Annotated in this window: 22 protein-coding genes and 1 pseudogene; 3 read left to right on the top strand and 20 right to left on the bottom strand. The window is 65.9% G+C overall.

Annotated elements, in window-relative coordinates; genetic code table 11:
• Window position 1 precedes the first annotated feature (1 nt).
• The 4 genes from A5788_RS07130 to thyX all read right to left on the bottom strand — a co-directional run bounded on the left by A5788_RS07130 (window position 2) and on the right by thyX (window position 4,835).
• Window positions 2–847 carry a tyrosine-protein phosphatase gene (locus A5788_RS07130; RefSeq protein ID WP_231894182.1) on the bottom strand — a complete coding sequence of 282 codons (846 nt, stop codon included), beginning with the start codon at window positions 845–847 and terminating at the stop codon, window positions 2–4.
• 136 nt (window positions 848–983) lie between these two features.
• The gene (locus tag A5788_RS07125; RefSeq protein ID WP_082937953.1) at window positions 984–3,050 is read right to left on the bottom strand and encodes a ribonuclease J; all 2,067 of its coding nucleotides are present in this window, start codon (window positions 3,048–3,050) and stop codon (window positions 984–986) included.
• The gene (dapA, locus tag A5788_RS07115; RefSeq protein ID WP_064869894.1) at window positions 3,050–3,955 is read right to left on the bottom strand and encodes a 4-hydroxy-tetrahydrodipicolinate synthase; all 906 of its coding nucleotides are present in this window, start codon (window positions 3,953–3,955) and stop codon (window positions 3,050–3,052) included. Before dapA ends, A5788_RS07125 begins: the two co-directional genes overlap by 1 nt.
• A gap of 127 nt (window positions 3,956–4,082) precedes the next feature.
• Window positions 4,083–4,835: an FAD-dependent thymidylate synthase gene (thyX, locus tag A5788_RS07110; protein ID WP_064869893.1), complete on the bottom strand. Its 753-nt coding sequence runs from the start codon at window positions 4,833–4,835 to the stop codon at window positions 4,083–4,085.
• A gap of 145 nt (window positions 4,836–4,980) precedes the next feature.
• Here thyX and A5788_RS07105 point away from each other — a divergent pair, with 145 nt between their 5' ends.
• On the top strand, window positions 4,981–6,390 hold the full coding sequence (locus tag A5788_RS07105; protein WP_231894181.1) for an amidase: 1,410 nt from the start codon (window positions 4,981–4,983) through the stop codon (window positions 6,388–6,390).
• 15 nt (window positions 6,391–6,405) lie between these two features.
• On the opposite strand, the gene A5788_RS07100 is transcribed toward A5788_RS07105, so the two are convergent.
• From A5788_RS07100 to A5788_RS07080, 6 genes are all read right to left on the bottom strand, one after another.
• Window positions 6,406–7,170 (bottom strand): HAD-IIB family hydrolase, encoded by a 765-nt coding sequence (locus A5788_RS07100; protein WP_064869892.1) that lies wholly within the window; start codon window positions 7,168–7,170, stop codon window positions 6,406–6,408.
• A 69-nt stretch (window positions 7,171–7,239) separates the two neighbouring features.
• Window positions 7,240–8,484, bottom strand: coding sequence for a winged helix-turn-helix domain-containing protein (locus A5788_RS07095; protein ID WP_064869891.1), 1,245 nt, complete (start codon window positions 8,482–8,484; stop codon window positions 7,240–7,242).
• 11 nt (window positions 8,485–8,495) lie between these two features.
• A complete protein-coding gene (locus A5788_RS07090) occupies window positions 8,496–9,020 on the bottom strand; it encodes a dihydrofolate reductase (RefSeq protein WP_064866811.1) in 525 nt (174 codons plus the stop codon).
• 9 nt (window positions 9,021–9,029) lie between these two features.
• A complete protein-coding gene (locus A5788_RS07085; protein ID WP_231894180.1) occupies window positions 9,030–10,385 on the bottom strand; it encodes a PE-PPE domain-containing protein in 1,356 nt (451 codons plus the stop codon).
• Complete coding sequence (locus A5788_RS24270) at window positions 10,373–10,720, bottom strand: hypothetical protein (protein ID WP_231894179.1); 348 nt, start codon at window positions 10,718–10,720, stop codon at window positions 10,373–10,375. Before A5788_RS24270 ends, A5788_RS07085 begins: the two co-directional genes overlap by 13 nt.
• A gap of 229 nt (window positions 10,721–10,949) precedes the next feature.
• Complete coding sequence (locus A5788_RS07080; protein ID WP_005204498.1) at window positions 10,950–11,783, bottom strand: thymidylate synthase; 834 nt, start codon at window positions 11,781–11,783, stop codon at window positions 10,950–10,952.
• A 106-nt stretch (window positions 11,784–11,889) separates the two neighbouring features.
• On the opposite strand from A5788_RS07080, the gene A5788_RS07075 reads away from it, so the two are divergent.
• Window positions 11,890–12,261, top strand: coding sequence for an HNH endonuclease (locus A5788_RS07075; protein ID WP_039855063.1), 372 nt, complete (start codon window positions 11,890–11,892; stop codon window positions 12,259–12,261).
• A gap of 38 nt (window positions 12,262–12,299) precedes the next feature.
• On the opposite strand, the gene A5788_RS07070 is transcribed toward A5788_RS07075, so the two are convergent.
• The 6 genes from A5788_RS07070 to A5788_RS07045 all read right to left on the bottom strand — a co-directional run bounded on the left by A5788_RS07070 (window position 12,300) and on the right by A5788_RS07045 (window position 16,138).
• Complete coding sequence (locus A5788_RS07070) at window positions 12,300–12,977, bottom strand: GAP family protein (protein WP_005204491.1); 678 nt, start codon at window positions 12,975–12,977, stop codon at window positions 12,300–12,302.
• Window positions 12,978–13,270: 293 nt separating this feature from the next.
• Window positions 13,271–13,723, bottom strand: a complete 453-nt coding sequence (locus A5788_RS07065) for a flavodoxin family protein (protein ID WP_005204489.1) — start codon at window positions 13,721–13,723, stop codon at window positions 13,271–13,273.
• A gap of 16 nt (window positions 13,724–13,739) precedes the next feature.
• Window positions 13,740–14,309 carry a maleylpyruvate isomerase N-terminal domain-containing protein gene (locus A5788_RS07060; RefSeq protein WP_064866813.1) on the bottom strand — a complete coding sequence of 190 codons (570 nt, stop codon included), beginning with the start codon at window positions 14,307–14,309 and terminating at the stop codon, window positions 13,740–13,742.
• Window positions 14,306–14,821, bottom strand: a complete 516-nt coding sequence (locus A5788_RS07055) for a hypothetical protein (RefSeq protein ID WP_005204486.1) — start codon at window positions 14,819–14,821, stop codon at window positions 14,306–14,308. The genes A5788_RS07060 and A5788_RS07055 overlap by 4 nt, the downstream gene beginning before the upstream one ends.
• 6 nt (window positions 14,822–14,827) lie before the next feature.
• Complete coding sequence (dapB, locus tag A5788_RS07050) at window positions 14,828–15,580, bottom strand: 4-hydroxy-tetrahydrodipicolinate reductase (protein ID WP_005204484.1); 753 nt, start codon at window positions 15,578–15,580, stop codon at window positions 14,828–14,830.
• Window positions 15,581–15,655: 75 nt separating this feature from the next.
• The gene (locus tag A5788_RS07045; protein WP_005204483.1) at window positions 15,656–16,138 is read right to left on the bottom strand and encodes an Lrp/AsnC family transcriptional regulator; all 483 of its coding nucleotides are present in this window, start codon (window positions 16,136–16,138) and stop codon (window positions 15,656–15,658) included.
• A gap of 170 nt (window positions 16,139–16,308) precedes the next feature.
• Between A5788_RS07045 and ald the strand changes: the two genes are divergently transcribed.
• Entirely contained in the window at window positions 16,309–17,424 is a 1,116-nt protein-coding gene (ald, locus tag A5788_RS07040) for an alanine dehydrogenase (RefSeq protein WP_005204479.1), read from the top strand.
• Between the two features lie 73 nt (window positions 17,425–17,497).
• Here ald and A5788_RS24265 read toward each other — a convergent pair.
• The 4 genes and pseudogenes from A5788_RS24265 to A5788_RS07020 form a co-directional block, all read right to left on the bottom strand.
• A pseudogene (locus A5788_RS24265) lies at window positions 17,498–18,093 on the bottom strand (GAP family protein).
• A gap of 185 nt (window positions 18,094–18,278) precedes the next feature.
• Window positions 18,279–19,040 carry an NRDE family protein gene (locus tag A5788_RS07030; protein ID WP_005204474.1) on the bottom strand — a complete coding sequence of 254 codons (762 nt, stop codon included), beginning with the start codon at window positions 19,038–19,040 and terminating at the stop codon, window positions 18,279–18,281.
• A gap of 28 nt (window positions 19,041–19,068) precedes the next feature.
• Entirely contained in the window at window positions 19,069–20,565 is a 1,497-nt protein-coding gene (locus tag A5788_RS07025) for a putative nucleotidyltransferase substrate binding domain-containing protein (protein ID WP_064866817.1), read from the bottom strand.
• Between the two features lie 123 nt (window positions 20,566–20,688).
• Window positions 20,689–22,977 carry a polyribonucleotide nucleotidyltransferase gene (locus A5788_RS07020; protein ID WP_005204471.1) on the bottom strand — a complete coding sequence of 763 codons (2,289 nt, stop codon included), beginning with the start codon at window positions 22,975–22,977 and terminating at the stop codon, window positions 20,689–20,691.
• Window positions 22,978–23,448: the final 471 nt, after the last annotated feature.

Raw genomic sequence — 23,448 nt, 5'->3', positions numbered from 1 at the left:
CTCAGATCGACGGCAGCAGCAACGCCTTCTTGAGTCCCGCGATGTCCGCGTCGGAGAGCCGAAGTCCCTTGTGGACGTAATTCTCGAAGCTTCCATAGGTCTTGTCTGCCGCTGCAAACGCGGAGTTCAACAATCCGATGTTCACACCGTTGAGGGGATCGTTGGGCGATGCGTGCCGGAACGAGTTGCTGGCGAGGAAGTCGGCGTCGACGACCTGCCGATCAACACCGAGGACAGTAAGCAGAACCGCCGCGAGCCATCCCGTGCGGTCCTTGCCCGCGCTGCAGTGGAACAGCACCGATCCCCCTGCGCCGACGGTGTTCTTGATGTCGAGCAGCGACGCGCGGAACGCCTCTCGTGCGTGAGCATCGGTGACGAAGGCGCGGTAGGCGCTTGGCAGATCGACGAGGTACGACGCGGGGACGGCACCGAGGACGTCGAAACTGCGTCGTGTGGCACCGGGAACCGCTTTGTCGGGCTGCACCGTCGACTCGATCTGGGTGCGCAGATCGATGATCGAGCGCAGGCCGTGTCGTTGAAGAACACCAACCCCGGCGGGAGTGAGTGCACTGAGATTGGCACTGCGAATCACCTTGTCGGAGATGCGCATTCCGCTGTGCGTTGTGTAGTTGGCGAAGGTCCGGGCGTTCTGGACACCGGGCACCGAGACGGCCAGCGGCGGCGGGGCCGGGTGCGCGGTGATCGCGGCGGGAGCGGCATGAGCCTGCGCTGACGTCGCGACTCCGATCGGGATCAGCGTGGTGCTCAGCACCGCCGCGGCGATCACGAACTTTTTGGCTGCGGCTGTGGCACGCGATCGGGCGTCGCTACGGGTATTCGAAGTCACTTCGGGGCTGGCCTTTCGGGGCGTCATCTCACCTCGCAACGAGACACCGCGCCCCGTCGCCCACCCGCGAAATCGCGGACCGCAGTGAGCATAACGACTGGCGCCTCACCTCTGAAGGTGAGACCGCCCACAGCGGTTACGAACCGACCGCGAGCACTGTCGGCACGATCATGGGGCGTCGACGATAGGTGTCGGCAACCCACCGTCCAACAACTCGACGGATCGTCTGAGCAATCCGATGTGCGTCGCTAACCCCTTCTGCCGCAAGCGAATCGAGCGCCTGATCGACCAGGCTCGCCGCTTCTTTGAGCGCTTCCGGGTCGTCGGAGAACCCGCGTCCGGAGACCTCGGGTGGGCTGACGGCGCGACCGGTGGCGGCGTCGATGGCGACCGTGATCGCGATGAATCCGCCCTCCCCGAGAACGAGGCGTTCGGACAGCGTCGACTCCCCCACGTCGCCGACCGACAGGCCATCGACGTAAACGTGACCGACCGGCACACGTCCTACGATCTCGGCCTGGCCGTCGACGAGGTCGACGACGACGCCGTCCTCGGCGAGCATCACGCGGTCGGGGTGCACACCCGTCGCCACCGCGAGAGCCGCGTTGGCACGAAGATGTCGCCATTCGCCGTGCACCGGCATGGCGTTGGTCGGCCGCACGGCGTTGTAGAGGTAGAGCAACTCGCCTGCCGAAGCATGCCCGGAGACGTGGACCTTCGCGTTCTGCTGCGTGATCACCGTCGCGCCTCGCTTGGCGAGTCCGTTGACCACCGCGAACACCGAGTTCTCGTTACCCGGGATCAACGACGACGCCAGCACGACGAGGTCGTCGGCGCGGATGTTGAGCTGACGGTGTTCGCCTCGGGCCATCCGTGACAACGCCGAGAGCGGCTCGCCCTGCGAACCGGTCGAGATCAGCACGAGCCGATGATCCGGGAGCGTCGCCGCGGTATCCATGTCGACGACGACGCCGTCGGGCACCTGCAGGTATCCCAGGTCCTGGGCGATCTGCATGTTGCGCACCATGGACCTTCCGACGAAGGTCACACGCCTGTTGTGGGCGTGCGCGACGTCGATGATCTGTTGGATGCGGTGCACATGGCTCGCGAACGATGCGACGATGACGCGCTGCTTGGCCTTGCCGATGACCTGGTCGAGAACCGAGCCGATCTCGCGCTCGGGTGTCACGAATCCGGGGACCTCGGCGTTCGTGGAGTCGACGAGGAACAGGTCGACACCCTCGTCGCCGAGGCGGCTGAAGCCTGCGAGGTCGGTGAGGCGGTTGTCGAGCGGGAGCTGGTCGAGCTTGATGTCGCCGGTGTGCAACACCAGTCCAGCGGGCGTGCGGATGGCAACCGCGAGCGCGTCCGGGATCGAGTGGTTGACCGCGAAGAATTCGAGGTCGAACGGTCCGTAGTCGAGCCGATCGCCCTCACGTACCTCGACGAGCTTGGGCCGCAGGCGGTGTTCCTTGCACTTGGCGTCGACGAGCGCGAGAGTGAACTTCGCTCCGACGACCGGGATGTCGCTGCGCAAACGCAGAAGGAACGGCACGGCGCCGATGTGATCCTCGTGGCCGTGGGTGAGTACGACCGCCTCGACGTCGTCGATGCGATCCTCGATGTAGCGGAAGTCGGGCAGGATGAGGTCGACGCCGGGCTGCGCGTCCTCGGGGAACAAGACACCCGCGTCGACGATCAGCAGCCGCCCGTTGTACTCGAAAACAGTCATGTTGCGGCCGATTTCGCCGATCCCGCCCAGTGCGACCACGCGTAGTCCGCCGCGCGGCAGCTTTCGCGGGGTGCCGAGCCGGTCGACGGCCGGGTCTACGGGGATCGATTCGCGACGGCCGGCCTGTCCTTGAGCCCCCGATTGTCTGCCGTTGCCGGAGGCTTGCGCATCGTCGCGACGCTCGTGCCTGCCGCGACGCCGACCGCGCCCCTGGTTCTGTTCGCCGGACGGCTTGGAACCCTGCTGCGCCGGGGCTTGCTTCTGCGCGGGCGCATCCTGCCCGCGGGTCTCACGCCGGGCGGCTTGCTGGGCAGGAGCTTCCTGCGCGGGAGTTTGCTGGGCAGGCGCTTGCTTGGCAGGAACTTCCTGGGCTGGTGCCTGCTTCTGCTCGGGTGCCTGCACCGGACGTTCGGCGGCAGGCGTGGGAGGTCCCGCTTGGCGTGAGGCGCTGCGTCGACGTTGGGTTGCCATCAGGCGAGCACCCCCGCCGCACGCAGGTCGGTGATCAGCGCTTCGATCTGCGGGCCCGTCGCGGGCACCTGCGGCAAACGCGGATCTCCGACGTCGAAGCCCAGAACACGTAGCGACGCCTTGACCATGGTCACCCCACCGAGGCGACCCATCGCATTGACCAGCGGGAGTATCGACGTGTTGATCGCGCGCGCTGCGACGAGATCGCCCTTCTCGACGGCGATCTGCATGTCTCGCAGACGATCGGGCACGAGATGCCCGATCACGCTGACAAATCCGGTCGCCCCCACCGAGAGCCACGGCAGGTTCAGTGCGTCCTCGCCGGAGAGGTACTCCAAGCCGGTCGTCGCGATGATGCCTGCTGCCGAGTGCAGATCTCCCTTGGCGTCCTTGACGCCCTTGATGCGCGGGTGCTCGGCGAGCGCGATGAGTGTCTCGTTGGCGATCGGGACCACAGAGCGCGGCGGAATGTCGTAGAGCAGGACCGGAAGCGACGTCGAATCGGCGACGGCCCGGAAGTGTGCCAGCAACCCTGCCTGCGGCGGCTTGGAGTAGTAGGGGGTGACGACGAGAAGCGCGTGCGCACCTGCCTGCTCGGAGGCCTGCGCGAACCGGATGCTCTCGGCGGTGTCGTAGCTGCCCGCGCCCTGGGTGATGCGGGCGCGGTCGCCGACTGTTGAGAGTACGACGCGCAGCAGGTCGAGCTTCTCCTGCGGCGTGGTTGTCGGAGACTCGCCGGTCGTCCCGGAGACGACTAGTCCGTCGCATCCCTTGGACACCAAGTGATCTGCCAGTTCAGCGGCCTTGTCGAGATCGAGCGAGCCGTCGGCGCGGAAGGGGGTCACCATTGCCACAACGTTGGTCCCGAAGGGGTGCGTGTGCAGCTGCTGCGCTCCTGCGTTCATGGTGGTCAAGGCTACCGTGGTGCCGGGAGCGCTAGCGAGCGGGCCACATCAGCACCGTGGTGCCGGGAGCGCTAGCGAGCGGGCCACGCCGATTAAGCCCCGCACAACTCCACGCGGGTCCCGCTGCTCAGCCTTCGAGCACGAACGGCGATGTGGCGACCTCGGTGCCGTCGGCGAGCGTGCCGATCTCGAAGTCGCCGAACACGGTCGGCGCGACATCCATGAGTTGACGCAGGCATTCGACGGCGAGCTGGCGGATCTCGACGTCGGCGTGTTCGGTGGCGCGCATGCCGACGAAGTGTCGCCACGCGCGGTAGTTGCCGGTGACGACGATCTTGGTTTCGGTCGCGTTGGGCAGCACCGACCGCGCGGCTTGCCGTGCCTGCTTGCGGCGCAGGATCGCGTTGGGCACGTCAGCGAATTTCGCCTCCAGGGCGTCGAGTAGTTCGCCGTATGCCTTACGGCTCGCGTCGGTGGCTTCGGTGAACAACGCCTCGAGGTGCGCGTCGCCCGCGATTGCCGGTGGCGCGACCACGTTGGAGTCGTGCTCGGGGACGAACCGCTGCGAGAGCTGCGAGTACGAGAAGTGGCGATGCCGGATCAGTTCGTGGGTGCACGATCGTGAGATGCCGGTGATGTAGAAGGTCACATTTGCGTGCTCGAGAAGCGACAGGTGACCGACCTCGAGGATGTGCCGCAGGTAGCCCGCGTTCGTCGCGGTTCGCGGGTTGGGCTTGTCCCAGCTCTGGTAGCAGGCGCGGCCCGCGAATTCCACGAGCGCCTCGCCGCCGTCGGCGTCGGTGCTCCACGGAACGTCCTCGGGCGGGTTGAACGTGGTCGCGGCGACCATCTGCACCTTCAACGGGACCATGTCCGACATGTCGCCTCCTCTCACCTAGTGGGCATCCATGATTCTCCATCAGCGCGACCACCACGACCCGACCACCCCGTCGTCCGAGAACACTCTCGCGACACTCGCGGAGTTTCTTCGCCCGCCTCGGGCCCGAGCGGGGAAGATGGGTGCCATGCCCGATCTGCACTTCAGTTCTGTCCACAGCCAGCGCGCCTGGGTTGTCGACGGCCAGGTGACCTCCCGCGAACTCGTCGAACACAGCTTGGCCGAGATCGCCCGCCTCGACCCTGCGCTCAACGCGTTCTCCGCCGTCCTGCACGACGAGGCGCGAGCCGAAGCCGATCGACTCGACGCCGCACTACGCGACGGCGCCCCTGCCGGCCCGCTGCACGGGGTACCGATCGCGATCAAGGACGAGAACGACGTGCGCGGTGTGCCCACGGCATTTGGTGGGGCGTCGGTGACGACGCCGGCACGGGCCGATTCGGAGGTGGTCACGCGTCTGCGCGATGCGGGCGCTGTGATCATCGGCAAGACACGGATGCCCGAATTCGGCATCTGGCCCTTCACCGAAACGGCGGCGCACGGCTGGACACGGAACCCGTGGGACCTCGACCGATCCCCCGCCGGCTCGAGCGGAGGCACCGCGGCAGCGGTCGCGTCGGGGATGGTGGCCGCAGGGATCGGCGGCGACGGCGGTGGGTCGATCCGTCTCCCTTCGAGCTGGTGCGGTCTGTTCGGACTCAAACCGCAGCGAGGGCGGGTCAGTACGGCACCCAACCCCGACCTGTGGCGAGCCCTGGGCACCCTGGGTCCGTTGACCCGCACCGTCGCCGACAGCGCACTCATCTACGACGTGATCTCCGGCGCGACGTCGACCGACAGGTTTCATGCCGCCGCGCTCCCCGGCTCCTTCGTCGACGCCGCGGCCACGCCGCCCGGCCGCCTGCGAATCCGACTGTCGTTTCGCAATCCGATGCGGGCGGGCATGGTCGACGATGAGTCGGCCGCCGCGATACGCGCGCTGGCCGACCGCCTGCGCGAGGCCGGCCACGACGTCGTCGAATCCGATCCCGACTACCCACTGCTGTCGGGGGTCTTCTTGGTGCAAACCGCGTCGGGCGTCTCCGAAGAGGCTGCGCGCGTGGAACATCCGGACAGGCTCGAGCGCAACACTCGACGCATCGCCCGCGTCGGACGTGTCCTCCACGCGGGCGCCGGGTGGGCAGAACGACGTGCGGAGCGGATCGCCGAGACGCTCCTTGCACAGATCTTCGACGACTACGACGTCCTGCTGACGCCGACCACCCTCACCACGGCCGTCAAGGCCGGACAGCTCGACCGACGCGGTTTCGTGGGCCTTCTGCGCGCAGCCGGGGAGACCGCGTCGTACACGGCAGCCTGGAACGTACTGGGCAACCCTGCGGCGGCCGTACCCATCGGAGTGGATCGGTCGGGCCTGCCGCAGAGCGCTCAGCTTGTCGGACCGGCGAACAGCGAGTTGCTACTCGTGTCGCTGGCCACGCAGATCGAGGAGATCGTCGGGTTCGCCGAGCATCGGCCACACGTCACCGAACGGTGAGCACGCCGACTCTGCTCACTCGTCGAGGAGCGCGGTGAGCTTGGCGAGCGTGTCGGTCCAGTCGGTCACGCTGATCGACGTGATGCCCAGCTCCATCACCGGCCGGTCGTTGCCGCCCTCGTCGAGCCGGTCACCGTAGAAGAGGATGTCGTCGACGGTGAGGTCGAGGATCTCCATCAGTCGGCGCGCACCGTAGGACTTGTCGATGCCCTTGCGGGTCACGTCCACAGACGTCGATCCGCCGCTGCGGACCTCGAGGTCGGGAAGACGTTCGGCCGCGTACGCGCGCAGCGACTCCTTCTTACGGCCGTCGGGATCCCATGCCTTCTTCGCGTCGACGGGAGCAGCCTGCCCCAACGCGCTGAACGTGATCTGGCTGCCCCGATCCTCCAGTACCGGCCCCCACGTCTCGGTTTCCCACAGGCCGAGTTCTTTCGCGCCGGTCTCGAGCGTCGTCAGGGTGCGCTGCTTCTCGTCGTCGGTGAGGTACTCGGCGTACACGGTCTTCCATTCGGAGCCGTCCCACCGCACGTACTGCGTGCCGTTCGTGGGCATCAGATGCAGGTTCGCACGATTCACGTCGTCGCCGAGTCGGTCGAGCACCTGCACCTGGAACTGATCGAAATTACCGCCCGAGATGATGCACGCCATGCTGCGGTCGAGTAGTCGGCCGAAGACCTCGACCATGGAGTCGTCCATGGGGCTCTTCGACGGTGCCAGGGTGTCGTCGAGGTCGAACATGACCAGTTGGTAGGTGCGCCCGTCGTGCGTGACCGTCATCGGTACCTCTCGTGAACTCTTCGATGTGGTGAATGCCTGCTGGATTGACTCAAAGCCGGAAACAGCATGTCATGCCGAAGCCCCGACGGTGGCATGAGCCAACGTGGCAGCCAGATCGCCACGGGAACCGACCTCGACGCCGTCGAGTCCGAGCCACTGCGCGGTCGTCGCGAGGTCGGTCGCGAGACGCTCGGCGACCATGCCTGCGTCACGCCCCTCCTCGAGGTGAGCCGCAGGCACCCGAAGCACACCCGCGGCGCGGTCGGCCTTGAGATCGACGCGGGCGACGATCTCGTCGCCGAGTAGATAGGGATGCACGTAGTAGCCGTGTACGCGCTTGTGCTCGGGGACGTAGATCTCGATGCGATACCGGAAACCGAAGAGCCGTTCGGCGCGCGGACGAAAGAAGACCAGCGGATCAAAGGGCGAGAGCAGCGTCGACCGCCCGTCCGCAGCGGCGATGCGACGCGGAATCACGGTGTCGGCGTGCATAAACGCGGCGTCTTTCCAGCCACGCACCGACACCTGTTGCAGCGCTGCGTCTTCCACCAACTCAGCGACGACATCGCGAACCTCGGCAGGCTTGAGCCGGTAGTAGTCGGCGAGGTCGGCGACTGTCGCGACGCCAAGCGCCGCAGCAGCATTGGTCACCAACTGCCTGTGCGCATCGACCCTCTCGATGCGACGCTGTGCGACCTCGCCGACGACGCGGTCGGTGAGGTCGTAGTGGCGTCCGAAGTTCGCGTCTCGCACAGCCGACAATTCACCGGAGGCGAACATCGCCTCACACAGATGCTTCACATCGCCGCGGTTCCACCAGCCGCCGGGTGCGCTGGGTTCGCGCTCGATCCCGAGATGACTCTCGATCAGACGCGGCGTCGACGGTCCGATCTCGCCGATGAGCGCCCGGATATCCGCCGCGAGAACCCGGTTGTCGCGCATGAGTTCTCGCGTGTGGCGATACCGTCCGTCCCGATACTCCTCCATCCGCCAGCCGAACAACGGCCAGTCGTCGACCGGGATCAGTGCGGCCTCGTGCGCCCAATATTCGACGAGCATCCGGGTGGCCCGCCCGGGATGCCACGCGGCGCGGTCGAGCAGGGTTCGGTCGTAGGAGCCGAGCCGCGAGAACAACGGCAGATAATGCGCTCGCACCGCGATGTTCACCGAATCCATCTGGATCAGTCGCGTGCGTTCGACGATCCGCGACACCTGCCTGCGCGTCACGGTTCCCGCGGAAGGTCGAGGACCGAATCCCTGTGCGGTGAGGGCGATTCGGGCCGCCTGCGCGGCCGAGAGCTCGGGAGGTGCCATCGCGGAGATGATCAAGCTCCTCGACGCACATCCGACGCCGTGCGGTGACGCGAGTAGTCGACGAAGCGATAGCGAAGCCCGCCAGACGACGTCTCCCACGACGTGGCCTCCGCGACCTCCCATCCGTGCGGGTCGATCTCGGGCGCAAACGCGTCGGCTCCCTCGACAAGCAGATCGATCTCGGTGACGTGCAAGCGCGTGGCGTGTTCCATCGCGGCCTCGTAGATCGCGCCGCCACCCATCACCGTGACGGCGCCGACGATCCGATCCAGCGCTTCGCGCAGCGAGCCCGCGATCTCTGCCCCTGGCGCGACGTACTCAATGTTCCGGGTGACCACGACGTTGCGACGTTCCGGCAGCGGGCGGAATCGCTCGGGCAGCGACTCCCACGTCTTTCGTCCCATCACGACCGGGTCGGTGCCTGTCAGTTCGCGGAACCGGCGCATGTCCTCGGGGACGCGCCACGGGATCGTGTTCTGACGCCCGATGGCGCCGACACGATCCTGCGCCCAGATGAGTGTGATGCCAGTGGCCATGGACAGAGACTACCGCCGGGGTCCGACAGGCTCTCCCAGCGCGGACCCGTCCCGGTCACCCTTCGTCGAATCATCCTGTCCTGCACTGTTCCCGGCATCCGTGACACCACCAGACTGTGTCGTTCCCGTGGCGGCGGCACCCGGCGCGTCGTCGCCCGGTCGACTGCCACCGCCTGCCGGGTCACCTACCGTCGCGGGGCGTTTCGCTTCGCCCTCCGGGTGCACCTGCGGTTGGGCATTGGGCTTCGTCACCTGCGGGGGCGTCGTCGAGGCTGCGGATGGGTCCGAATCCGACTGATCAGTCGGTGGTGTCGCCTTCGCCGACGCCCCGCCGGATTCGACGCCCTGCGGCGCCATCGCATCTGTTCCGCGCTGACCGGACGGCGTCGAGATCGGATCGTTCACCACCGCGGATCGCGCCCCGGCCACGGCGGGAGCCGTCGGTGTGTCAGCGGCGGCAGAAGTCGCCGACAACTCGACGCTCAAACCGCGCGAGGAACCCGCTGAACTGCCGGGCTGGGCGGCGTCGAACCAGTCACGGAAGCTGAACTCCGGCACCCCGAACGGTCCGCTGATTGCCGTTGTGCCGAGCGGCCGGTTGGACGGATCTCCGGTCTTCTGCGCGACGGCGTCGTCGATCCCTGTCGCAAGCGCGATCGCGACGGTGATGGCGTCACGCACCGGCGAGAACCGGAACCACTGCGCCGCAAGCGGTTCCCCGGGGCTGAGCTCTCGGTTGTAACCCATCTCGATGATGGTCCGCAGTGGCATGTCCAGTGCGGTGATCCACGTCGCGGGTAGCACGCCCACCAGTGGAACGAGGATCGGCAGGACCTCTGCCGGAATCATGTAGTAGTGCGTGTCGCCGTACTCGCCCTGATCGACGGTTCCCGGTGCGCCCAACGGTGATTCAAATGGATAGAGGCCGTGCTGATAGGCGATGCCGAGAACCGCGTTCAGGTCGGCGATCACGTTGAGAGGGTGTGACGGGAAGTCCGAGAAGCCGTCGTACTGGAAGCTGATATCGGTTGTGCGGAAATAGCATTGGCCGTCGACGCAACTGTTTGTCGGCGCCGCGCCGTCCATGCTGATGCCGAGGAACGGAATCGACAATCCAGCGAACCTCGCGAGGATTCCCCCGTTGGGCCTGTTCACGTCTGCGGCCAGAACGAAAGAGACGTCGGGGGCCGACGCCCAGCCGACGCTCGAGTAGTAGTCGATCAGCGATCGCTTGGTGATCGCCGCGATCCTGGTGCTCTGCGAGTATCTGAACACGACGAGCTGATCGCCCGCTGCGGGCGTGCCGAACGAGAGATTGCGCGGACACGCAGTGGCACCCGATATGCAGGCGCTCAGATTCGCCACTCCGAGCGCGACCGAACGATCGAACTCAGGTCGCCCGCGGTGAACGGCGCGAACTCCTCCGGCGTGTACACGGCGACCTTGTTGAGGTCGGCCGCGTTCACACCACTGGCCTGCGCGAGGTAGTTCGACGCGATGAGATTGAGATAGGTGTCGACGAACTCGTCGGTTTGCGCTTGAGGACCGAAGTCCACCAACGGATTCCAGGTACCACCCATGATGAGTGCCGTGACGGTCGCCGCGTTCGCCACCGTCATGGCGGCAGCCGCCCAGACAGCTCCGATGACGCCACCGATCGCCGACGCCGTCGCGGCGCAGACACGCAGAATCGATCCCATATGTAGTTACCAACCGATCGGGCCTACCGCTCCCGACCCGACTTCGATAGTCAGCCCGTTGGTCGCACGGTGCGCCCGATCAACGAGACCGGCAGAGTGCGGTTAGGCCCATCAGATCTCCGCTCGGCACGTCGTGATGTAACACACATCACACTTCGATACCATCGGTACTGAAAATCAGGCCGCAAGAAACCCTCCGTTCGGAGGACACGAACGGAGACTTCTCGAATCAGACCGCGACCGGCGCCTTGATGCCTGGGTGTGACTGATAGTCGACGATCTCGACGTCGTCGAACTCGTAGTCGAAGATCGACTCGCGCGGAGTCAGCCGAAGCGTCGGATACGGATACGGCTCACGCGAGAGTTGCCGGTTGACCTGGTCGACGTGGTTGTCGTAGATGTGGCAGTCGCCGCCGGTCCAGACGAACTCCCCGACGTCGAGACCAGCTTGCTGCGCCATCATGTGCGTGAGCAACGCGTACGACGCGATGTTGAACGGCACTCCGAGGAACAGATCAGCACTGCGCTGATAGAGCTGACACGACAGCTTGCCGTCGGCCACATAGAACTGGAAGAACGCGTGACACGGCGGTAGCGCCATCTGAGGGATCTCCCCCACGTTCCACGCGGACACGATGTTGCGTCGCGAGTCGGGATTGGTCTTGAGCATCTCGAGCGCCGCGGAAATCTGGTCGATGTGCTCGCCCGACGGCGTCGGCCAGCTTCTCCATTGGACGCCGTAGACAGGGCCGAGTTCGCCGTTCTCGTCGGCCCACTCGTCCCAGATCGTCACGCCCCTGTCCTGAAGCCATCGCACGTTCGAGTCGCCGCGCAGAAACCACAGCAATTCGTAGATGATCGACTTCAGATGCACCTTCTTGGTGGTGATCAGTGGGAAACCCTGAGCGAGGTCGTAGCGGAGCTGATGCCCGAACAGACTGCGCGTTCCGGTCCCGGTGCGATCGGCCTTGGGCGTGCCGGTGTCCATCACCAGACGCAGCAGGTCTTCATATGGCGTCGGAATCGTCTCTGTCGAGCTGAGGTCGCGGATGGCCGTACTCACGACTGCCAGTCTAGGGCCGCCGCACCTGCCCCCTGCCCCTGCGACACCCCTTGTGGGTTGCGTGTGGCTCGTGTGATGTGTGGTGACAACAGACTAGGCTCGACGCGTGCCTCCCCGCCCGCGTACCCGCGCCAACCGCTACGCACGACGTCGCAGGTCACGAGTCGCGTCGAAGTCACACGACCTGACTCCACTCCAGTGGGAAGCACTTCAGGAGGCGTGGGGCGGATGCGCGTACTGCCACGCCGATGGTGTTGCGCTACAACGCGATTGCATGTTGGCGATCTCCCGTGGTGGTCGCTACACCCTGAGCAACGTGGTGCCGTGCTGCCGCTCGTGCAACGCCAGCAAGTGCAATACCGAGGTCACCACCTGGATGCGTCGCAAGAAGCTCGACGAACGTTTGTTCCTGGTCCGGCAGGCGCAGATCATCGCCGAACTGACCGACACCGTCGACGAAGCGCAACCCACGGAATGACCAGTCCGCGGAATGACCAGCCCTCGTGAGAACCGCCCTCATGAGAACACTGCGAGACCTTTGCCGATGAAGTACACGCCGACGACGAGACACGTAATGATGGTGATCGGCGAGATGTTTGCCTCGAGCCACTCCCTGAAGTTGTTCAGCGCCGGATCGAGCCGGTGACCTCCCACTATCGCAATGAGCAGCGGAAGCAGGATGCCGAGACTGGCGATGAGGACAAAGATCACCAGCACTATCCACGCCTCTGACCGGTTCCCGGTGTCCTCGGCTATGCGCGCCCCCGCGCCGAAACTGAGTGGCACGTTCTTCACGATTGCCACCGCCTCGATGAGTCCGAGCCCCAACACCGACAGCCCCGACATCGCCGTCACCCTGGCCAGCAGTTTCGCTTCGCTCGCCGGCTCACCTGGTGCGGGTCGCTTTCGCCAGGCAACCACTGCGAGTCCAAGGAAGATCACCCCGAGAATCAGGGTGAAGATCTTGACTCCGTCATCCGTGGCGGCGGGTGAATCCTCTTCTGCCACGTCCGTCACCGCGACCGCGATGCCCGTCACGACGAGCAGACTGATGATCCACCCCACAGCAAAGAGAACCGCTTTGGCGCGGCCGTGTTCGGACAACAGGAGCACGACACCCGAGATGATCGCGACCGGACTGATCGCGACCGTCACCGCGATCGGCAACACATCTCCAACGGCGGTGGCGATCACGCCGGTACTCCCGTCACGAAGCCACTGCCTGCCACGAAGCCACTGCCTGCCACGACGAGCCTGAACCTCTCACGATTGACGCCCTCCGCACTCACCGACGATTGACTGCGCAAGTCTTCCAGCAGTTGCGCAGATTCGTCGTAGATCACGGCAAAGTCGGCACAAACTGGGCGGTGGTGCCGCTTGTCGAAACTCGACGTTCCACACGCGGCTCGAGTCGGCAGACGCGGCTGGTGTACCGGCCGCGTTTGCCAATTCGAGCCGCGTCTGTGATGTCGATCTGCCCGGGGAGCCTAGTCCGAGAGACCCGCGGCCACGGTCGCGCCCAACTCCCAGCACGCCTCGAGGACCGCCTTGTCCGGCTTGTTCGACGCGATCACGTACTCCGCGGCCTTCTCCCAACCAAGCCCCGCGGTGATCCGGTCGACAGCGTTCACCGCGCCTTCCGTTCCCTCGTTGCCGTGAAGGTAGAGGCCGAACGGGCGACCGCGCGTCGAGTCGAGGATCTGGTAGTAGGAGCAGTCGAAGGCGTGCTTGAGTGCGCCCGAGATCGACCCGAGGTTCGCCGGGCTGCCAAGGACGTAGCCGTCGGCGTCGAGGAAGTCGCTCGTCGATACCGACAGCGCGGCCCGGCGCACGACGTCGACCCCCTCGATCTCGGGGTCGGTCGCGCCGGACACCACCGCCTCGAACATCGCCTGGCAATGCGGCGACGGCGTGTGATGGATGATCAGCAGGCGACTCATGATCTGCTCCCCGAGGTCATCGTGCCCGTCCGGAAAACGCCAGGAGCCGATCGGCCGCGCTCGCCGAGTCGGTGTCGGCGCACTCGAGAGCAGCGCCGAAAAGGCCCAAGCCCCTGAGTTCTTCAATGAGAGGCGACGCGTCGCTGAGAAGGTACTCGACGAGATCGTCCGACGGCTCCCACCTGATTCCGATACCGACGCAGAGGTCGTGGGTGTGCAGCGCGAGATCCATGGCGCGCATGATCAGCAGGTCGTCACCCGAGCGCTGCCCGGCCCGATGATCCACGGCAGCGCTGAGGTCAGCGGCCGCTGCGGACTCGCGCAGCATGGTTTCGTAGCACCAGAACTCACCAACCGGATCGTCGACGATGTAGTCGGAGTCCCTGGTCGTCTCGACATCGCCGGCACTCGCACCCGCGAGCAGCATCGCGTATCGATGGCCACCGCCGGTGACGTGATTGATGAGGTCGCGGTTGGTCCAGCCATCGGCGCCACTGCGGCGATCGAGCGCAGCCGGACCGACCTGCGCGAGCGCGTCAACCCAGAGCTGCTCCGCATCCAGCAGCGCACGGACAGCGTCACTCATGTGCTGGGCCGCTCGTCACGTCCATGGAACTGGGCCACAGCACGCTTCATCATCTCTCTGGCTCGGGAGCGATCTCCCGCGTAGTCGTAGGCGCGCGCGATCCGATACGTGTTGTGCCAATCGGAGGGGTTCGCTTCCCACTCCTGCTTGACCTGTGCGAAGAGTTCGTCCGCGGCCTCGCGTTCGATGCGACCCGACGCTCGACGCGGCAGGTCGGAGACGTTGAGTTCACGCCCCTCCTGCGCCATGATCCGCGCCAGTTTCTGATGTTCGATACCCGCACGCAGCGTCGACCAGATCAGCCACGCACCGAGGAACGGCAGGATCAACACACCGATGCCGAGCCCCACCGCCACGACGCCGCCGTGCGCGATGAGTTGCACACCGGTCCTGCCGAGCAGCACGAAGTAGACGATCATGGCGACAACGAGAAACCCGATCATCCACACGATCGGGCGGGCGTCGCGCTGCGTCGGATCCTTCTTGTGCTTCTTGTTCGGCTCGGCAGACATCGGCAGTTACAGGTCCATCAGTTCGTCGAGTCCGACGGTCAGGCCCGGGCGGGTGCCGATCTGGCGAACGCCGAGTAGCACGCCCGGCGCGAACGAACTGCGATCGATCGAGTCGTGACGGATGGTCAGTGTCTCGCCCTGTGTACCGAGGAGGACCTCCTGGTGCGCGACGAGACCGGCGAGTCGGACGGAGTGCACGCGCACGCCGTCGACAACTGCTCCCCGCGCGCCGGGGAGTTCCTCGGTCGTGGCATCGGGGCTCGGCCCGACGCCCGCCTGGGCACGCGACTCAGCGATCAGCGCCGCCGTGCGATACGCGGTGCCGGACGGCGCGTCGGCCTTATGCGGATGGTGCAGCTCGATGACCTCAACGGAGTCGAAGAAGCGCGCCGCCTGCTGCGCGAAACGCATCGACAGGACGGCTCCGATCGCAAAGTTGGGTGCGATCAGCACTCCGACGCCCGGCGCATCGGACAACCACTCGCGCACCTGCGCAAGACGTTCCGCGGTGAACCCGGTCGTACCGACGACCGCGTGAATTCCGTTCTCTATCAAGAACTTCAGGTTGTCCATGACCACGCTCGGATGCGTGAAGTCGATGACGACGGAGGTGTCCGTGTCGACGAAGGCAGCGGGATCGTCGCCCTTGTCGACGCCCGTGGTGAAGACGAGATCCTCGGCGGCCTCGACAGCGTCGACCATGGCCTGCCCGACCTTGCCCCCACTGCCGAACACGCCCACTCTGATCTCGTCACTCATCGGTGCTCCCTCTCCTCGCGTGCTCGGTCGAACATTCCTGTCCGAGTCTAGTGGGCGGCACTTTCGTGCCGACCCTCAGTAGATCGGCGCATCGCCGCGCTGGTGGTCGAAGACCAGCGACGTCGTGGTACCTGCGACTTCGCGTCTGGCATTGAGCATCTCGACGAACGTGCGCAATGCCTCGGTGTCGGCGGTCGCGACGTGCAGCAGGTAGTCGTCGGCACCCGCGAGAAAGAAGACGTCGATCACTTCATCTCGCTGTGCGATCTCGCCGACGAACTGGCGGATCTGCCCACGCGCATCCGACTGCAAGCTCACGGCGACCATTGCCCGCAATGGCCGTCCGACCGCGGCCGGATCGACGTCGGCGAAGAATCCGCGGATCACACCGGCGTCGACGAGCCGTCGGAGGCGTCCGTGTGCTGTCGACGCCGCGATCCCCACTCGTGCCGCAAGCTCACTGTTGGGGATACGCGCATCGAGTTGCAGGACGCGCAGTAGTTCACGATCGGTCGCGTCGAGCTCGACTGCCCGAACATCCTTCGGCGTGGCGGCCATCACAACTCCTCGATCTGACGATTCTTCACCTTGAACCGCAATCTACAGAACTTTCCTCATCAATATTGTGCACCATTCGACGTTCCTTCACGCTTGAAGGTGTTCAGCGCAGAGCAGCGCCTCCGCCGCGCAGCACATGACCACACCCCAACACTTCCGAGGAGCACCCGATGCGTATCGGCATCCCCACCGAAATCAAGAACAACGAATACCGCGTCGCCATCACGCCTGCAGGCGTCGCCGAGCTGACCAAACGCGGCCACGACGTGATCATCGAGGCAGGTGCAGGCCTCGGTTCCGCCATCGACGACACCGACTTCAAGGCCGCCGGCGCACAGATCCTCGACACCGCCGCCGCGGTCTGGGAGCAGGCCGACCTGCTCCTCAAGGTCAAAGAGCCCATCGAGGCCGAATACGGACTCATGCGCGAGGGCCAGACGATCTTCACCTACCTGCACCTTGCGGCCAGCCGCCCGTGCACCGACGCGCTGCTCGCGTCTGGCACCACGTCGATCGCCTACGAGACGGTCCGCGCCGCCGACGGTTCGCTTCCCCTGCTCGCCCCGATGAGCGAGGTCGCAGGCCGACTCGCTCCTCAGGTGGGCGCCTACCACCTCATGCGTTCCGAAGGCGGCCGCGGCGTGCTGATGGGCGGCGTCCCCGGTACCGAGCCCGCCGACGTCGTCGTCATCGGTGCCGGCGTCAGCGGCGTCAACGCCGCGACCATCGCCATGGGCATGGGCGCACAGGTCACCGTCTTCGACCTCGACATCGCCAAACTGCGCGCGGTCGACGCACGCTTCGGCGGCCGCGTCCACACCCGCTACTCGACGTCGCTGGCACTCGCCGACGCGGTCAAGCAGGCCGACCTGGTGATCGGCGCGGTCCTCGTCCCTGGCGCGAAGGCGCCTGTGCTCGTCCCCAACAGCCTTGTCGCGCAGATGAAGTCGGGTGCGGTGCTCGTCGACATCGCCATCGATCAGGGCGGCTGCTTCGAGGATTCGCGTCCCACCACCCACGACGACCCGACCTTCACCGTGCATGACACCGTGTTCTACTGCGTCGCGAATATGCCCGGCACCGTTGCCCGTACGTCGACGCAGGCACTCACCGGTGCCACGCTCCCCTACGTGCTGCAGCTCGCCGACAAGGGCTGGGAGAAGGCCTTGGCAGACAATGCCGCACTCGCAGGCGGCCTGAGCACCCACGCGGGCACGTTGTTCAATGCCGAGGTCGGCGCAGCGCTCGACATCCCCGCCGAGCAGAATCCGTTCGCCACCAGCTGACCACGACCTCCATCGCGAAACCGCCGGACCCGAGATCGCCTCGGGCCCGGCGGTTGTCGTGCGTGCCTGCAACTCAGGACGCGAGCAGGGCATCGATCCCGTTGGTCGTCACGACGGCGCCCAGGATGATGAGCACGGCACCGACGATCACTGCGTTGTACCGCGTGATCACCTCGTCGACCCGCGCCAGCGTCGCTCCCGCGCGGTCCCCTGCCAACTGCGTTGCCACGGTGGGTGCGGCCACTCCGATACTGCCGACGACGACGAACACGACGATTCCGACGGCCTGAGCGCCGATGTTGTCCGTCGCCTCGGCGACGGCGACACTGGCCGCGACAGCGAGGAAGAGGTTTTGGGGTTCAGCGCCGCCATACCGATACCGAAGGCAAAGACCGTTGACCCGCGCATACGCTCGATCGACTCGTACCACGACGGCACGTCGCCCTTGTTCGGGTTCCGCCACTCGCCATACCACTTCCACACGCCGAGGCCGAGGAGGATGACGCCCACAACGACGCCGACCACGCCGCCGACGGTCCCCGTCTCACCGGCGAGGGACACCAGGTCGGCGACAGCGACCACCACCCCGCAGACGATTACGAGCCCGAGAATCCAACCGAGCAGAAAGCTCCAACCAGCCCCCACCGACCGTCTGATCACCAGCGCCATGCTGACCATCACCATTGGCGCCGACGCCATCAGTAGGCCGAGTGCAATGGGTAGAACGTCGACTGCAGCGCGAATCACCTGAGCAACATAACCGGACGGCGGCTGCGATGCGCACACTCGGGGTGCAGCACGACGACCCGTGTCGATAGCGGAAACCAGCCGGCGGCGACCAGTCACTGCGGAGATCACCAGGACAGCACCGTGGTCGCGGCGGCCTTTCCCTCGTGGAAACGACGTTCGGTCAGGTCGCCGCGGCCGTCGCGTCCCATGCGCAGCACCGACGAGGCGCGGGTGCCGTAGCCGTCCATGTCGACGAACATCGCTGAGAGCTCGTGTTCACGCTCGGGGTCGATGCCCGTGTCCGGCAGTCGCGCGGGGTCGGCCAGGCGCCGATCGTCGAGCATCGCAAGGTAGTCGTCCGGCAGCGCGCCCGGCTCGGCCGCGACGTGCTGGAACCGTCGAACACCATCGGTCACCTTGGGCCAGTCGCTGTCGAGCACGCCATTCGACAATCCGTGCCAGCCGGGCGCCACGGCCCTCGCCTCGGGCACGGGCGCATTCGTCGCCCACCAGACGTCGACGCCGTCGGCCACCAGCAGGTTGACCGGCGCGTATTCGTCGGCGTGTCGCAAAAGATGCTCCGCCGCTTCCCGCGGGGTGGCCTCACCGACGAGGAAGTCGACGGGCAGGTCGCCGCGTGATCGTTTGTCCGGCAGCACTTTCGGCTCGCCGATGCGCACATTCGTCACCGCCGCCATGCGTCGTGGCGACGTCGTCGACACACCCATCCACGTGCCGCCGGCCGTCAGATCACGACCACCGATGATCGGGGCGTCGGCCCACCGGTGAATGCCGTCGGTCGGTCGCGAGTAGATCTCGTCACGATTGGCGGCCAGGAGAAACTCGTATCCCGGGGCGGCGTCGACGGCGAACAGAATCAAACACACCGCGCGCGACCCCTTCTCACAGAATTCATTACGCCGAACCTACCGGCAGATAGTGCGCGCGGTTGGCGGCCCGGCGCTGCACCCCGGCGATCTCGCGTACGGCCTGCGCGACCATGCTGCGGTCGAGCGGAGACAACCGTTTCATGTCCAGCACGTCACTCACCTCCTCACCCCGATCAAACTGTGCGACTTGGTAATTGAGGCGGATTCGCTGCAAGATCTCGAAGACCTCGATCAAGGTGTCGGCCTGGTCGTCGGACAACAACTCGGTTCCCGACGCGGCGCGTAACCGACCGCGTGTGTCGAGTTGCGGCGACCCCACCGACAACGCCGCCCAGCGGGCGAAGTTCACCAGGGGACCGATCGCATGTTGCTTGATGTCGAAGTCATCGCCGCGACGAGTCAGAACATCACGCATCGACCGCATCTTCGCTCTGGTGGCAAGAGCTTCTGCCAGCAGGAGATTCAGCGTTCCTCGGTGTCGTCGAAGGTCGGCGAACACCTCGCCGACCGCCGGGAGCCCTTCATCGCCCCAGATGGGGCGGGCGTCGATCAACAACGACGTGAGAATCATGCCCTTGTTCTCCAACGGCTCGGCGAGCCACCGTTCCGCGGCAGCGCGCCACCGCGCGTGAGTGCGCGAGAACAACGGCATCGAGGCGATCGCGCCGTTGTCATCGACGGCCATGCCCGCTCCGCGGAGCACAGCGTCGACCTCTCCGAAGGCCACCCGATAAGCCTGCACCTGCTCGTCGCTGACGTCGTCGGAGAACGAGACGGCCGAGTCGATGTCGGAACTCAACACGGTCTCCCGACGAGCGTTGCTGCCCAACGACATCCACGTCAACTTGGTCGGGTCCAACTCCGGATGTGAGGCCAGGACGAGTTCGAGTGCACGACGGACCACTGCATCGACGACAAGAGACGCCATCGTGGTAACCGAGTGTGCTGGTTGCTCGCGACGGACCAGGTCGGCGATCAGGTACGGCACCCGAGACGCACGCTCCTGCAATTCGACGACGTCGCGCGCACGTGAGATCTGCTCGCGCAGAGCAACACTCGGCCCTCCGGGTGCCGCCACGAAGTCCGACGGCGCGACAACGCCGTGCACCACTCCGCCTGCGTCGACGACGGGCAGTGCCGTCAGGTCGTTCTCAAGGATCGTGGTGAGCGCGTCGGTGGCCGCGACGTGCGGCGCGACCACGGTTGCGCGACGCTGCGTCAGCGCGGTCACCGGGGTATCGAGCGATGCGCCCGCCGCGACAACTCGCTCACGGAGGATCGCGTCGGTGAGCACTCCGAAACCGCCGTCGCGCAACGGGATCAGCACGTGGTCGCGATTGCGCTCGGTCATCAGTTGCGCCGCTTCCCGCACCGACATGTCGGCCGTGCCGACAACCGGGGCTGAGCGGATGAGGCTCTCGACGGTGTGGTCGACCGATCCGGCGGGCTCACGCCGGTGTGCGACGGTGAGCTTGTCCGCGACGACTCCGGCAGCCTCACCGCCCCGCTCATCTTCCGCCATCGCCACTCCCCTCACCGAACATCCTCGTCACCATGTCGTCACCGACGACGGCGGCCCGTCGTCCACTCCATTGTGGACGACGGGCCGTCGAGTTCTCGCGGCGAGCGCCGCGGCGTCAGCAGATCAGGCGTCTGCCGAAGCCTTGTCTTCGGACTGCTCCGCATCGCTGCCGGACTTGTCGCTGTCGTCGACCGGGACGAGGCTGATCTTGCCGCGCTCGTCGATGTCGGCGATCTCGACCTGAAGCTTGTCGCCGACCTTCACGACATCCTCAACCTTGTTGATGCGCTTGCCCTTACCGAGCTTGCTGATGTGCACCAGACCGTCGCGGCCCGGCAGCAGCGACACGAACGCGCCGAAGGCGGTGGTCTTCACCGCGGTGCCAAGGAAGCGCTCGCCCACCTTGGGCAGCTGCGGGTTGGCGATAGCGTTGACCTTGTCGATCGCGGCCTGCGCCGAGACGCCGTCGGCAGCACCGATGAACACGGTGCCGTCGTCCTCGATCGAGATGTTGGCGCCGGTGTCCTCGGTGATGCCGTTGATCGTCTTGCCCTTGGGGCCGATCAGCTCGCCGATCTTGTCCATCGGGATCTTGATGGTGGTGATCCGCGGGGCGTACGGGCTCATCTCGTCGGGCTCGTCGATGGCCTCGGCCATGACGTCAAGGATGGTCAGGCGCGCGTCCTTGGCCTGGCTCAATGCGCCGGCCAGCACCTTCGACGGGATGCCGTCGAGCTTGGTGTCGAGCTGAAGCGCCGTGACGAAGTCCTTGGTGCCCGCGACTTTGAAGTCCATGTCGCCGAAGGCATCTTCGGCACCGAGGATGTCGGTGAGCGCGACGTAGCGGGTCTCGCCGTCGACAGTGTCGGACACGAGGCCCATCGCGATACCCGCGACCGGAGCGCGCAGCGGCACACCGGCATTGAGCAGCGACATGGTCGACGCACAGACCGAACCCATCGAGGTGGAACCGTTGGAGCTCAACGCTTCCGACACCTGACGAATCGCGTACGGGAAGTCCTCGACGCTCGGGATCACCGGCACGAGGGCACGCTCGGCGAGCGCGCCGTGGCCGATCTCGCGACGCTTGGGCGATCCGACGCGACCGGTCTCACCGGTCGAGTACGGCGGGAAGTTGTAGTGGTGCATGTAGCGCTTCGACGTCTCGGGTCCGAGCGAGTCGATCTGCTGCGCCATCTTGACCATGTCGAGTGTGGTGACACCGAGGATCTGGGTCTCGCCGCGCTCGAACAGTGCCGAACCGTGGGCGCGCGGGATCACGGCGACCTCGGCCGAGAGCGACCGGATATCGGTGATGCCACGACCGTCGATACGGAAGTGGTCGGTCAGGATGCGCTGACGCACGAGCTTCTTGGTGACCGAGCGGTATGCCGCACCGATCTCCTTCTCACGACCCTCGAACTGCTCGCCGAGCGAGGCGAGGATGTCGGCCTTGAGTTCGTCGGTCTTCTCGTCGCGCTCCTGCTTGCCCGGGATGGTGAGGATCTGCGAGAGACGCTCGGTGGCAGCAGCCGAGACGGCGTCGTAGACCTCGGACTCGTAGGCCGGGAAGAGCGGGAACTCAGCGGTCTCCTTGGCAGCGGCCGCTGCGAGCGACTTCTGCGCCTCACAGAGACGAGCGATGAACGGCTTGGCAGCCTCGAGGCCCTCGGCGACGATGGCCTCGGTCGGCGCCTGCGCGCCGCCTGCCACGATGTCGATGACGTTGTCGGTTGCCTCGGCCTCGACCATCATGATCGCGACGTCGGCGTCATCGCCTTCTCCGACGATGCGGCCGGCGACGACCATGTCGAAGACTGCGCCTTCGAGCTGCTCGACGGTCGGGAACGCCACCCACTGGCCGGCCTTGTTCTCCTCGGTCGGGATGAGCGCGACACGCACGCCACCGACAGGACCGGAGAACGGCAGGCCCGCGAGCTGGGTCGACGCCGATGCCGCGTTGATCGCGACGACGTCGTACAGATCCTTGGGGTCGAGGCTCAGGACGGTGACGACGACCTGGATCTCGTTGCGCAGGCCGTCGACGAACGACGGACGAAGCGGACGGTCGATCAGACGGCAGGTCAGGATGGCATCGGTCGACGGACGGCCCTCACGGCGGAAGAACGACCCGGGAATGCGTCCCGCGGCGTACATACGCTCTTCGACGTCGACGGTGAGGGGGAAGAAGTCGAAGTGCTCCTTGGGATGCTTCGACGCCGCTGTCGTCGACAGCAGCATGGTCTCGTCATCGAGGTAGGCGGTTACCGAACCGGCTGCCTGCAGGGCGAGACGTCCGGTCTCGAACCGGATGGTGCGGGTGCCGAAGCTGCCGTTGTCGATGACGGCCGTTGCCTCGGTGATCGCGTCGTCGAACTCCTCGACGACCTCAGTGGTGGTGACATCTGTCATGTGGGCTATGAATCCCTTCGTGCCGGTCGCATTCGACGCGACCGTGGTGGTGGCCGCCCATAGCGACCCGAATATGCGGATTGGGACCAGGAGCGACAGACTGACGTGCGCTCCCGATGAACTGCGCGAATGAACTCGCGCACCGGGGCGCGCGTAGCGCCACTACCGGCCCAGAACATCGCGCGAAATGGCCACTGCATGCCAGGGCCGCCCTAGTGCGACCCGTGGGTGCTCAGACGGCCTTCGATCGAAGCGGCCGGAATCATCTGGCGATTCCGGCGGCCACTACCGAGGACCGATCTGACTCTGCGACATGTGTGTGAGCACACAAATCTGCAACGTTCCGCTTATCAGCCTATCATCGCTGCCCCTGAGACCAGGAAACGACGAGGCCGGGAAACGACGAACCGGCCACCTCCACGTGGGAGATGACCGGTCCGTTCAGTTCGTGTGTCGCTCAGCGACGGAACC

This window comes from Gordonia sp. 852002-50816_SCH5313054-c (assembly GCF_001665925.1).
GTDB lineage: Bacteria > Actinomycetota > Actinomycetes > Mycobacteriales > Mycobacteriaceae > Gordonia > Gordonia jacobaea.
Note: the sequence above shows the minus strand (reverse complement) of the source record. Positions and strands in the feature narration are given on the sequence as shown.

Bases quoted from the DNA above. Each gene is read 5' to 3' on its own strand.
- ald (WP_005204479.1), top strand. From the start codon at position 16,309: ATGCGTATCGGCATCCCCACCGAAATCAAGAACAACGAATACCGCGTC.
- thyX (WP_064869893.1), bottom strand. From the start codon at position 4,835: ATGTCGGACATGGTCCCGTTGAAGGTGCAGATGGTCGCCGCGACCACG.
- A5788_RS07055 (WP_005204486.1), bottom strand. From the start codon at position 14,821: ATGTCTGCCGAGCCGAACAAGAAGCACAAGAAGGATCCGACGCAGCGC.
- A5788_RS07105 (WP_231894181.1), top strand. From the start codon at position 4,981: ATGCCCGATCTGCACTTCAGTTCTGTCCACAGCCAGCGCGCCTGGGTT.
- A5788_RS07100 (WP_064869892.1), bottom strand. From the start codon at position 7,170: ATGACGGTCACGCACGACGGGCGCACCTACCAACTGGTCATGTTCGAC.
- dapB (WP_005204484.1), bottom strand. From the start codon at position 15,580: ATGAGTGACGAGATCAGAGTGGGCGTGTTCGGCAGTGGGGGCAAGGTC.
- A5788_RS07045 (WP_005204483.1), bottom strand. From the start codon at position 16,138: ATGGCCGCCACGCCGAAGGATGTTCGGGCAGTCGAGCTCGACGCGACC.
- A5788_RS07095 (WP_064869891.1), bottom strand. From the start codon at position 8,484: ATGGCACCTCCCGAGCTCTCGGCCGCGCAGGCGGCCCGAATCGCCCTC.
- A5788_RS07025 (WP_064866817.1), bottom strand. From the start codon at position 20,565: ATGGCGGAAGATGAGCGGGGCGGTGAGGCTGCCGGAGTCGTCGCGGAC.
- dapA (WP_064869894.1), bottom strand. From the start codon at position 3,955: ATGAACGCAGGAGCGCAGCAGCTGCACACGCACCCCTTCGGGACCAAC.
- A5788_RS07020 (WP_005204471.1), bottom strand. From the start codon at position 22,977: ATGACAGATGTCACCACCACTGAGGTCGTCGAGGAGTTCGACGACGCG.
- A5788_RS07065 (WP_005204489.1), bottom strand. From the start codon at position 13,723: ATGAGTCGCCTGCTGATCATCCATCACACGCCGTCGCCGCATTGCCAG.
- A5788_RS07090 (WP_064866811.1), bottom strand. From the start codon at position 9,020: ATGGCCACTGGCATCACACTCATCTGGGCGCAGGATCGTGTCGGCGCC.
- A5788_RS07125 (WP_082937953.1), bottom strand. From the start codon at position 3,050: ATGGCAACCCAACGTCGACGCAGCGCCTCACGCCAAGCGGGACCTCCC.
- A5788_RS24270 (WP_231894179.1), bottom strand. From the start codon at position 10,720: ATGGGATCGATTCTGCGTGTCTGCGCCGCGACGGCGTCGGCGATCGGT.
- A5788_RS07060 (WP_064866813.1), bottom strand. From the start codon at position 14,309: ATGAGTGACGCTGTCCGTGCGCTGCTGGATGCGGAGCAGCTCTGGGTT.